Raw genomic sequence first — 12,496 nt, forward strand, 5'->3', positions numbered from 1 at the left:
AAACAAAGGTCGCCTATCTAGTGCAGGTGTACTGCTACTTTGGTCACACAAGCGTGATTTTGTTGCGTCCCAACTGCACCTGCCCTGCCTCCTCGAGCTGTTTGAGCAGCCTCGACACTACTGCTCGTGCCGTACCTAGCTCACTGGCCAGCTGCTCGTGGGTAATGGCTATGGTAGACGAGGCAGTGAGCTCGGCCTTTTTGCCCAAGAGTGCGAGGAGCCGTTCGTCTACTTTCTTGAAGGCTATGGCGTTGATCGTCTCGAGTAGCTCCTCGAAGCGCTTGTGATACGAACGGAATATATAGTCTAGCCACTCGGGGTGCTCCTTGATGAAGAGAGAAACTTTGTCCACAGGGAGGAAGAGAATCTCGGCATCGTCCTCGATCTCTACCTTAACCTTACTAGGCTCGTTGTGCAGCCCCCCGAGGAAAGACATAATACAGCTCTCACCCGCCTTGATATAGTAGAGTAAGATCTCTCGGCCATCGTCCTCGGTGCGGATTACCTTCATGACCCCTCGAATAACTATCGGGATCGAGCGAATGTGGGCGTGCTCGTTGAGGATAACGCTCCCAGCCTCGTAGGTTTTGAGGATACTATGCTCATAGAGCTTGGCTACCAGCTCTGGAGATGAGCGAAACTCGGCAATGTCTTCTAGATACTTCATAGAGGCAAACTTACTCATTTACCCACAGAAATCATAGTACTAAAGACTTTGGAGAGAAGAAAATCATTGGTATTCGATCAACTGTCTAGAAAAGCCCGAAAGTAGCTGACCTAATCTTATTGCACCCACAGCCCCCCCCTCTTGGAGCATCGAAGGCTGTCGAACGTAAGCACTACCCAAACGGAGAGTGATCCAGAGCTTATCCTAAGCTAAGCAAGACTGGCAGTACTCCAAGCAGAGGCAATACAGCCACAGAGAAGCCGAACCAATTACGCTCGCTTCGAGGCTTCATTTGTCTACGATTTTCGTCAAGAAGTGTAAATATATTAGCCACAAATTCTTAAAAACACATGAGCTATTCATCAAGACTAGTGAGAGGATTTGAAAAGATTGAAGGGAAGAATCTCGGAGATTGATGGACTAACCTTGGAAGGTATCTCCATCAATCACGGAGCATTGATGGGAAGAAATGGCCAAACGAGTGCTACGATCGGAGCGATCTCCTCCAAAAATCACGACATACATCTATATATCAACAAATTAACAAAACAAGATTTTAAGCCTCTATTTCCGTTTGGCTGGGGCCTAGGAGCCCAGCCAAGGTCGGACGTAATCTAGAGCCTCCCAGAGGCCAAATACGAGGTCTACTCTTGGCAAGAGCTCATTTCGCTGCTACCCGATCGACACACCCAAGGCACTTCAATCATATAAATCACAGAGCCTCCTTTGTTAAAATATCCAAACAAATTTAGTTGCGACTATTCGAGCCAACAACCAAACTCTTCCCTACCTTTGGGGGCCACAAGTATTAGAAGTAATTTGATACATTTACCTCGTAAACATTATTCATAGTATCGCAAATGGTTGCCAACAATATAGACCCTATTCTAGAGAAAATCACAGTTATAGAACATGGCTTTCGGCATATTCTTGATGCCCTAGAGGAGGTATTATCTCAATACTCAGAAAAGGAGTGTCTTGATATAGCCATCAGCCTTACCACTCACGAGGCCTATCAAGTACGTATGCTCTCCACTGCTCTACTAGGGCGGCTAGCCGCCTCAAAACATATCAAAGCATACCAAGTACTTAAAGAACACATAGGCCTTGACCCTAACTGGCGTGTACAGGAAATGCTTGCCATGGCTTTCGATACCATTTGTAGAGGACAAGGATACGAGCAGTCCCTCCCGATAATCCAAGAATGGCTCTCAGACAAGAACCCCAACATCATTAGAGCAGTAACAGAGGGGCTTCGTGTTTGGACTAGTAGACCATTCTTCAAAGAACATATAGCTCTTGCCATTGAGCTCCTCAGCCAGCACAAAGCGCACAAGAGCGAATATGTGCGTAAATCCGTAGGCAACGCTCTCAAAGACATTAGCAAAAAACATGCAGGACTCATAGCAGAGGAACTGGCTCACTGGGATCTATCCAACCCATTAATTCGATTTACACATAAGCACGCTTGCAAAAACCTTCAATAATCTCACATATTAATAATTATATCGCGCATTAGAGGGCTCTAAGGCCAAGGGGAACTAGAACCTACTCAAGTGTATACATCAAGCAGACGGCTAAGTCCGCACAGAGTAGATGTCGCAAGCTACTTGGGCTGTTTCCGTATTATGATCTCCCTCTTTTACCAATCAGTAGCACAGCGAAACGAAGAGATTAGACACACGCCCTCACAACGACAATAGATTTGATCACAGCCATAAACGAGCCTAACGAACACACCTCCCAGATAGCCCCTTAGCGACTCCAAGACAACCGCCAATAAGCACTCGGGAATGACTATATTTGTACAAATTCAACAATGTAGAAAGCTAATTAACACCAACGATCATGCGCAAAGCCACGCTTATTGTACTGTGTATAGCCATAGCCCTACCCGCTCTGGCGAGTATTCCACCGCCTCTTAGAGGATTTAGCTATCAGCAAGAAGTCGCTCCGACGGGCAGAGAGTGGGAGAATCCCGAGGCATATGCCCTCAACAAAGAGCAGCCTCGTGCACACTTCTTCTCCTTCGCCTCCGTAGCCTCTGCCGCTCGTGTCCTCCCAGAGCATAGCGAGTATTACCTCTCTCTAGACGGCATATGGCAGTTCCACTGGGTGGGTAACCCTAGCGAGCGTCCCGTGGACTTCTACAAAACGAACTTTGATGCCTCCTCTTGGGCCAAGGTACCAGTACCCATGTGCTGGAATGTCTACGGGCTACAAAAAGACGGACGGCAGAAGTACGGCACTCCTATCTATGTCAATCAGCCAGCTATCTTCTACCACGAGCGCAAGATAGACGACTGGCGAGGAGGCGTGATGCGCACCCCCCCTACGGACTGGACGACCTACAAGCATCGCAACGAAGTGGGATCGTACCGCCGCACCTTCACAGTCCCCCAAGCGTGGGACGGGCACGAGATCTACATCAACTTCGACGGTGTAGATTCATTCTTCTACCTCTGGATTAACGGCCAATATGTAGGCTTCTCCAAGAACTCACGCAATCTGGCCGCCTTCGACATCACCTCGTACCTCCGCAGGGGCGAGAACCTAGTAGCCGTAGAGGTCTATCGCAGTAGCGACGGCTCCTTTCTAGAAACACAAGATATGTTTCGTCTGCCGGGGATTATCCGTTCGGTTTCACTCACAGCCAAGCCCAAGCTCCACATCAGAGATCTACAAGTGATTCCCAACCTCGACGAGCAATACCGCCACGGCGAGCTCAACATCACGGCCGAGCTACGCAACCACACAGGCAGAGGCATCAAACCCCACAGCATAGACTATTGGCTATACGCCCTACCTCTGTATAGCGATCAGGCGACACTCGTACGGGAAGCCCATGCACATAGCTCTATCAACAAGCTAGAGACTGGAGGATCGGAGCGATACCGCACGACGCTCAAGCTAGAGTACCCCAAACTCTGGTCTGCCGAGGCTCCCTATCGCTATGTACTAGTGGCGGAGCTGAAGAACGCCAAGGGGCAGACGACCGAGATCGTATCGACCTACACGGGCTTCCGCGAGGTGGAGATCAAGGACACCAAAGCCGAGGACGATGAGTTCGGTCTAGCTGGGCGATACTTCTACATCAACGGCCGACCTACCAAGCTCAAGGGCGTCAACCGCCACGAAACGCACCCAACCACTGGTCACGTACTCACATACGAGCAGATGGAGCAGGAGGTTATGCTGATGAAGCGTGCCAACATCAACCATGTACGCAACTCTCACTACCCTACCCACCCATACTTCTATTACCTATGTGATAAGTATGGTATCTACCTAGAGGACGAAGCCAACATCGAGTCGCATCTATATTATTACGGTAAGGAGTCGCTATCGCACGTCCCAGAGTTCGAGGCAGCTCACATCAATCGTATGCTCGAGATGGTACGTGCCAATATCAATAGCCCCAGCATCGTCATCTGGTCTTTGGGCAACGAGGCGGGACCGGGCAAGACCTTCGTCAAGTGCTACGACCAAACCAAACTCATAGACACCTCTCGCCCCATACAGTACGAGCGCAACAACGACATCGTTGATATGGGATCGAACCAATACCCCTCGATCTCTTGGGTTAGAGATGCCGTCAAGGGTGGCTACAACATCAAGTATCCATTCCACATCTCCGAGTATGCCCACTCTATGGGTAACGCTGTGGGCGGGCTACAAGACTACTGGGAGGCCATAGAGTCTACCAACTTCTTTTGCGGTGGGGCTATATGGGACTGGGTAGATCAATCCCTATACAACTATACCCCCGAGGGGCTGCGCTATATGGCCTATGGTGGGGACTTCGGCGACAAGCCCAACGACGGTATGTTTGTGATGAATGGTATCATCTTTGCCGATCGCACTCCCAAGCCTCAGTACTACGAGGTGCAGAAAGTGTATCAGTACATCGGTATCGAAGCAGAAGACATTCGCTCGGGACGTGTGCAGATCTTCAACAAAAACTACTACACCGACCTCTCGGCCTACGAGCTACACTGGAGCCTCTGGGAGGGTGGTCTGTCGGTACAGCGGGGTTCGCTCCCGATGCCCAAGGTAGCTCCACGCACTAAGGCTAAGGCAACGATTCCCTTCAGGCTCAATCTGCTCAAACCTCAGCACGAGTACTTCCTCAAAGTCGAGTGCAAGCTCAAAGAGGATATGCCTTGGGCTAAAGCTGGCTTCACGCAGGCTAGAGAGCAACTACTCGTACAGAGCCCCTCGCATAGACAGACACTCGCAGAGGTCGCAGGTGGAGCGACACTCAAGCTCATCAGCCAGCCTAGCCCTACGGTAGTGGGTCGCAACTTCGAGGTGGCCTTCGATGCCCAGCAAGGCACAATACACAAGCTGACCTATGATGGGCAAACAATGATTGAGGCTGGTAATGGCCCTAAGCTATCGACCTTCCGAGCTCCGTGCGACAACGACATCTGGGCATGGGGGGCTTGGGGTAACCACGGGCTGCACAACCTCAAGCACAGAGTGCTACACACGAGTAGCTACCTGAGAGCGGACGGAGCGGCGGTCGTGGTCTTCGGCGTAGAGTCGCAAGCTCCCAATGCAGCTAAGCTCTATGACCGCAGAGCTTCGGGGCGCTATCAGGTCGAGGAGCAGACAGACAAGCCATTTAGCGAAGAAGACTTCAAGATCAACACTAATCAAGTCTGGACCGTCTATCCCGATGGCTCTATCGAGCTACAAAGCAACATTACAAGCAATCTAGAGAGCCTAGCGCTCGGTCGCCTCGGCTTCGAGGTCATCGTCCCCAAGCGGTACGACACTTATAGCTACTACGGTCGAGGACCAATCAACAACTACTCAGACCGCAAGACGGGGCAGTTCATCGAGATACATCAGAGCAAGGTGATTGACCAGTTCGTGAGCTTCCCCAAGCCTCAGACAATGGGCAATAGGGAAGATGTACGGTGGGCAGCACTGACTGACGGCTCTGGAGCAGGTCTACTCTTCGTCGCAGGCGACAAGATGAGCACCTCTGCTCTCCCTTGGTCGGCTCTAGAGCTTACCAAGGCACCACACCCACACGAGCTCCCCAGTGCAGGCGATACCCACTTGCATCTAGACGCTAGCGTCAATGGGCTCGGAGGTTTTAGCTGTGGCCAAGGGCCTCCCCTCAAGCACTGCCAGTCGTTCGCCACACCACAGAGCTTCAGCTTCGCCATCAGGCCTCTGCAGTCGGCTGACGAGATCTTCAACAAGGCTCAGATACAGCTCTCGGGCGATCGTCTTCCTCTACTCGCTCGTGATCTGCAAGGACGTGTTCAGATCAAGGAGCAGCAGGCGGGCAAGCTGATGTACTCGATCGACAAGGGTAAGCCCCAAGCATATACGGACCCAGTGGATCTTGCCCAAGGAGGCAATACCAAGATCTGGTACGCAGACAATCCCAAGCTCTACGCCCTAAGCCAATACCCCAAGCTAGCCACTCAGCTCAGCGTGCTATTCGTCAGCAGCGAGGAGGTACATCAGGGTTTCGACGCAGGCAAGCTCCTAGACGGCGATCCCAACACGATTTGGCACTCAACCTATACGGTAACGGTGGGTAAGTTCCCCCACTGGATAGACTTCGATGCACATACGCCCGTTGTGCTCAAGGGCTTCCATTGGCTACCCCGCAAGCACTACGTCAATGGCGACATCAAGGACTACAGCCTATCGGTCAGCCTAGACGCCAAAGAGTGGCGAGAGGTGGCAAGAGGGAGCTTCGACGAGGACAAGACACTCAAGAAGGTTATGCTGGATAAGCCTGTGAAGGCACGCTATATCCGCTTCACTTGCCTGAGCGCACACAACGGTCAGGATTCAGCGGCAGCAGCCGAGTTCAAAGTCATCACCGACTAGAGCTACCCAGTAACCAACTTAATACCCCAAGGGGGAGCAGCAGAAGTATACAGCCTGCTACTCCCCCTTGGGGTATTCCAGTATATGTGTTATCAAAACTCACATGGATCCATGATAGACAATCTTAGAATAGGATTTGATCAAACCAACACCTTAAATATATAGTCCATTGCCAGCATCATAAATTTACGTAAGTTTGTGTTATATTTTCAGCAATTATTAACATAGGCAGAAATAACTCATATTAATTACGCTAATAAAAGAATAGCTTATGAGAACATTTTTACGAAATGTAGGAGCTAAATCGGATCACTTTAAGTTCATGCTCCTAGTTTTTCTATTAGGTTGCAGCTACATCACTCAGGTTTGGGCACAGAGCCGACAAGTCTCTGGTGTCGTCCTCGATAGCAAGACCAAGGAGTCGATCATCGGAGCCTCGGTCTATGTAGTAGGAACGACTAGTGGCGTGCAGACCGACTTAGATGGCAAGTTTACCCTCACCGTAGACGCCAAGAGTCGCCTCAAAATCTCGTACATCGGCTACACTGAGCAGATTATTGCGGCATCTTCCTTTGGCAATCAGCCACTCCAAATCTTACTAGTTGAGGCGTCTTCGGTACTTGACGAGGTCGTGGTAACGGCCTACGGCGGTCGTCAGCTACGCACTAAGCTCACCAACTCAATCGCCAAAGTGGACAAAGAAGTCCTCAAGCAGGGGATGTTCGCCAACCCAGCGCAGGCACTATCGGGTGCTATCGCAGGGCTGAGGGTGGCGCAGACCTCGGGCGACCCAGGCGCTACGCCCTCTATCGTACTGCGTGGTGGTACGGACTTCAACGGAGGTGGCTCGCCTCTTATCCTAGTTGATGGTCAGGTGCGCCCTAGTATGAGCGACATTAACCCCAGTGACATTGAGTCTATGGAGGTGCTCAAGGATGCTGGTGCTACTGCTATCTACGGTGCTCGCGCCAATAACGGAGTAATCCTCATCACCACCAAGCGCGGTCGAAGTGGTCACTCCGAGATCACATTCAGCTCCAAGCTCGGAATGAATTACTTTCATAGTGGATATGATTTCCTAAACGCCCGCGACTACATCCATTGGATGCGCACGGCCTATGTAAATGGTAATACAGCTGCTTGGACGGATGCACGAGGGAATAAACTGACTCACCCAGATGGGTCTGCCATCAAGAGCCTAGCTAATATCAATGCGCTAGACCAAGCACAGCCATTCGGTACGGGGAACAAATACTTCGACAAGGACGGCAAAACGCCTCTCGACGGCAACGTAGCCAACAACGCTATTTGGAGCCCGATGGAGTACTCAGACGAATTAGCCTTCCTACTCAATCAAGGCTGGCAACGGATGGACGACCCAGCAGGTCGTGCCAAAAATGGGATTATCTTCAACGAAAATCGTCTACAAGACTTCAATCTCCAGTCGCCAGCTCTATCACAAGACTATAACCTGAGCATGCGTGGAGGTAACGATCGGGGCAGCTATTACTCGGGTCTAGGCTACAACCACAGCAAAGGCTCGGTCTATGGCAACTGGTATCAGCGTATGTCTTTTATCATCAACGCCGACTACAAAATCAAGCCTTGGCTCAAGTCGGAGTCTAGCTTCAACTTCACAGATGCCAAGTGGTATGGCCTCTCCGATAAGACTAACGTAGTCAATTACTTTAGCCGTGGTTTCTCTGTCCCTCCCACATTCCGAGGTTACAATGCCAAGGGAGAGCAGTTGCTAGGTGTAAACTCGGGCGATGGTAACCAGAGGTTCAACCATGACAAGTTTATTCGTGACAACAACACAACTAAGTTCACACTCAATCAAGCGTTCACGATCAACTTCCTCAAGGACATTTCACTCAAGCTCAATGGTATCTGGTATTACTCCGATGGCAAATACGAATCCTTCGACAAGGACTATCTAGACAAACCGAATGTTTGGAACAAAGCCCGCAATAGCTCTGCCTCCTTTGAGCGTACTCTAGACCAGACTTACAATGCAGTGCTCAACTACCGCACACAAATACAAGAGCACAATCTCGATGCGATGGCAGGCTTCGAGTTCTACGACTCTTATACCAAGGGCTTCTCCGCTTCGGGCTCTGGAGCCCCTACGGACGACTTTATGGATCTTGGCCTAACTCTATCGGAGAAAGATAAGCGAGGTATCGACTCTTGGCACATCCGCAGCCGTATTATGTCTTTCTTCGGGCGCTTGAACTACGACTACAAGTCCAAGTATCTACTCTCTTTGGTCGTTCGCCGAGATGGTTACTCTCGCCTAGCCAAAGAAAATCGCTGGGGTACTTTCCCCGGAATGTCGGCCGGTTGGGTCTTCAGCAAAGAAGACTTCATGCAGAGCTACAAGGATATTCTCTCCTTCGGTAAGCTGCGTATGAGCTTCGGTCTCAACGGCAACGTTAATCCCTCCCACGTAAAGCCCTATACAGTGCAAGGAGCTTATAGTGCTCTCAAATACAACGGACAGGTCGGCTTCCTACTCTCGGAGCTACCCAACCCTTATCTTGAATGGGAGAAGTCACGCACCTTCGAGATCGGTGCCGATCTTGGCTTCCTCAACAACCGAATCAACGCCAACATCACCTACTACGACCGCCTGACGATTGACAAATTCGCAGATATAACAATTCCATCGGTCTCTGGGATCAACACAAGTAAATCCAACAATGGGGAATTCCTCAACCGAGGCCTAGAGTTTGAGCTAGCTTTCCGCATCATTGACACGAAAGACTTCAAGTGGCGTTTGGGCTGGAATGGAGCCTATAACCGTAGCACAATCATCAAGCTACCAGACAACAAGAAGATACGCAATCAGCAGAATGCTTTCGAGGTTTACTCTGGCAAAGACCAAACAGATAAAATTTGGGTAGGCGGCTATCAAGAAGGACAGACTCCGGGCGATCTCTACACTTACGAAGCTCTAGGTATCTACCAGAGCGAAGACGAAATCCCCGCAGGGCTAATCGACATCTCTGGTCGCTCGCCTCTCTATGGCGGTAAGGAAGGCTACGACAAGCTAGACCCAGCACAGAAAAAGAACTCACTCCCCATACGTCCCGGCGACATTCGCTGGAGAGATGTCAATGGTGACGGCAAGATCGACCAGTTTGACAAGGTAAAGGTGGGCAATAGTACACCTAAGTGGACTGGCGGCTTCAATACATCCTTTAGCTGGAAGGGGCTAACGCTATCGGCTCGATTCGACTACGCCCTTGGCTTCACAATCATTGATACCAAAACGCCTTGGATCATGGGGGCTGCTCAGGGGACGTTCAACACCATCAAGGAGAGCCAAGACACTTGGTCTGTAAACAACCGTGACGCCAAATATCCACAAGCTGTTTGGGCAGACTTCCTCGGCAAGGACAACTACCGCACCTCTACACTCTTCACTTACAGGGGCGACTACCTATCCTTCAGAGAGGTTACCCTATCCTATCAGCTACCTAAGGCTTGGATCAAGAAGCTCCAGCTAGAAAATTTAGAGCTATCGGTAACGGGGCAGAATCTGGGCTACTGGACGCAGAGCAAGCACATCTTCTCGCCTGAGCAGGGCGGCAGCAACAATGGAGGCTATCCATTGCCTCGCATCGTCATCTTCGGAGCTAATCTTACTTTGTAATCATTTCATCAAGTCATCAGAAATATGAAAAAGCTAATATATAAGTTGGTCATAGCCGCCTCCATACTCGGTGGTACTACATCCTGCGACTCACTAGATTTGTCACCCGAAGACTTCTACGGCAGTGGCAACTACTGGAAGAACGAAGCTCATGCCAATAGCTATCTCATCGGGCTACATAAACAGTTTAGAGATAATGCTGGTATGTTCATCCACCTCGGGGAGAAACGTGGCGGCACGATGATGAGCTCAACGTCTATCTACGGGACTGTCCTGCACGACTCTGACCTCATCCTCAACAATATCGACAAGGATCGCACACATGTGGCGAACTTCCAGAATCTATACTCCACCTCTATCCTGCAGCTCAACCACTACATCGACCAAGTGAGCAAGGCTTCGTACCTATCGGAAGAGAAGAAGAATGCCCTACTTGCCCCAGCATACGGCATGCGTGCGATGTACTACTTCACACTCTTCCGTACCTTCGGCGGTGTACCCATCATCACCGAGCCCAAAGTGCTCAACGAGAAGATAGACATCAAGAACTTCTACATCCCTCGTGCCTCTTCGGAGGAGACTATGGCTTTCATCAAGTCCGACATCAACAAGAGCGAGGAGATGTATGGCACGGATGCTATCAGGCAAACGTACAATAAAGCGAATTGGTCGAAAGCTGCTACTCTGATGCTCAAGGCTGAGATATATCTCTGGGCAGCCAAAGTAAAACTCTCGGACTTCGAACCCAAGGGCGAGTCCGATCTGCACGTCGCCAAGAGTGCTCTTGAGGGCATTATGGGTAAATTCAGTCTCGAAGACAAGTTCGCCGATGTTCATAGCACGAAAAACAAGGAGAACAAAGAGATCATCTTCGCCGTAAGATATGCCGATGGAGAAGCGGGCAATTCCTTCCAGAGCTACTTCGTCGCCTACAACCTCTTCCTAGACGTGGTCTATGACAAAGACGGCAAGCTCATCAAGACCGACCCATTTAACCTCAAGGGCGGGTCGGGGCCACTCTTCCGTCAGTACAAGAAGGAGCTCTGGGCTTCGTATGACCCAGAAGACACACGTCGCGATGCAACCTTCTACGAAGCCTACAAGGCTCAAGAGCTTGGGTTCGAGAATCTAGGCATCATCATGTGCAAGTTCACTGGGAGCATCAATACCACTGGCAACCACGTCTGGGACAACGACCTAGTCATCTACCGCTATGCCGATGCTCTACTGATGATGGCCGAGGTGGAGAATGGTCTAGGCAACTCACCTGCCGACTACATCAACCAAGTGCGTAAGCGTGCCTATGGAGACAACTATGCCAAGCACGCCTACAAGGGCGGAGACTATGCCGAGAATGAGCTAGAGATCCTACACGAGCGCGACAAAGAATTCGTAGCCGAGGGCAAACGCTGGTTCGACCTCGTGCGTATGCGCGATGCCAACAAGGAGTCCCTTGCCTTCTCTCCCAAGGCGAACTATTCGGATAAAAAAGAGCCTGTCCTCTCGCTCACGGAAGAGAAGCACAAACTCCTCTGGCCTATCGACAAGAATACGCTCACACTTAACTCAGCCTTGAACCAAACCCCGGGCTATTAGTGTAGAGTAGAGTCTAGCACCTAATGAATTAGCCCCAGCCGAGCGAATTGCTCGGCCGGGGCTAATTCATTTATCTAAAATTACTCTCTCTAGTGATAATCTAGGAAGTGTACTTCGCCCGTGGAGAGGCTATAGATCGCACCATATATGCGTATGGCACCCTCCTGCTCCATCTGGGTGAGTATTTGGCTCTCATGCCTGATTTCCTCAATCGTCATACGCACATTCTGTAGCGCAACAGCATCGGCAAAGGCCTTATTTCGGTGCACACGTGGCCCCATATATTCCGTATGCTCGATGACGGGTCTTAGCTTGTCCATAATATGGGTAATGTGTCCCAGCTCCACCCCCTTGATTGCCGCCTTAACCGCTCCGCAGTCCTCATGCCCCATCACTACCACGAGCTTGGCTCCAGCCACCTTGCAAGCGAACTCAATGCTCCCGAGCATGTGCTTGTAGACGACATTGCCAGCAATACGGCTAACAAACAAATCACCTACTCCTCGATCGAAGATATACTCTACTGGCACACGGCTATCAATGCATGAGAGAATAATGGCCTCGGGGTACTGCTCCTCAAGCGACTCTCGCATCTGCGAGCGAAAGTCCCTAGGCGTGTGTACACCTGCCATGTATCTGAGGTTACCAGCCTTGAGGCTCTCTAGTACGCCCTCGGGAGTTAGTTGTTGCTGCTCTTCTTTTGTCAATGTGTTATT

Annotated in this window: 7 protein-coding genes; 5 read left to right on the forward strand and 2 right to left on the reverse strand. The window is 50.6% G+C overall.

Annotated features, from left to right (window positions below):
• Positions 1–43: 43 nt before the first annotated feature.
• Positions 44–667, reverse strand: a complete 624-nt coding sequence (locus HQ48_RS07860) for a Crp/Fnr family transcriptional regulator (protein ID WP_044233028.1) — start codon at positions 665–667, stop codon at positions 44–46.
• A gap of 390 nt (positions 668–1,057) precedes the next feature.
• Between HQ48_RS07860 and HQ48_RS07865 the strand changes: the two genes are divergently transcribed.
• From HQ48_RS07865 to HQ48_RS07885, 5 genes are all read left to right on the forward strand, one after another.
• Positions 1,058–1,285, forward strand: coding sequence for a hypothetical protein (locus HQ48_RS07865; protein ID WP_160225966.1), 228 nt, complete (start codon positions 1,058–1,060; stop codon positions 1,283–1,285).
• Between the two features lie 242 nt (positions 1,286–1,527).
• Positions 1,528–2,154, forward strand: a complete 627-nt coding sequence (locus tag HQ48_RS07870) for a DNA alkylation repair protein (protein ID WP_044189690.1) — start codon at positions 1,528–1,530, stop codon at positions 2,152–2,154.
• Positions 2,155–2,515: 361 nt separating this feature from the next.
• On the forward strand, positions 2,516–6,526 hold the full coding sequence (locus tag HQ48_RS07875; RefSeq protein WP_044232978.1) for a glycoside hydrolase family 2 TIM barrel-domain containing protein: 4,011 nt from the start codon (positions 2,516–2,518) through the stop codon (positions 6,524–6,526).
• A 271-nt stretch (positions 6,527–6,797) separates the two neighbouring features.
• Positions 6,798–10,184, forward strand: a complete 3,387-nt coding sequence (locus HQ48_RS07880; protein ID WP_369794306.1) for a SusC/RagA family TonB-linked outer membrane protein — start codon at positions 6,798–6,800, stop codon at positions 10,182–10,184.
• A 24-nt stretch (positions 10,185–10,208) separates the two neighbouring features.
• A complete protein-coding gene (locus HQ48_RS07885) occupies positions 10,209–11,780 on the forward strand; it encodes a RagB/SusD family nutrient uptake outer membrane protein (RefSeq protein ID WP_044232981.1) in 1,572 nt (523 codons plus the stop codon).
• A gap of 89 nt (positions 11,781–11,869) precedes the next feature.
• Here the strand turns inward: HQ48_RS07885 and HQ48_RS07890 are convergent, their stop codons facing one another.
• The gene (locus tag HQ48_RS07890; protein WP_044232983.1) at positions 11,870–12,487 is read right to left on the reverse strand and encodes a carbonic anhydrase family protein; all 618 of its coding nucleotides are present in this window, start codon (positions 12,485–12,487) and stop codon (positions 11,870–11,872) included.
• Positions 12,488–12,496 lie beyond the last annotated feature (9 nt).

Origin of the sequence: Porphyromonas sp. COT-290 OH3588, assembly GCF_000769075.1 — a bacterium.
In the GTDB taxonomy this organism is placed as follows: domain Bacteria; phylum Bacteroidota; class Bacteroidia; order Bacteroidales; family Porphyromonadaceae; genus Porphyromonas.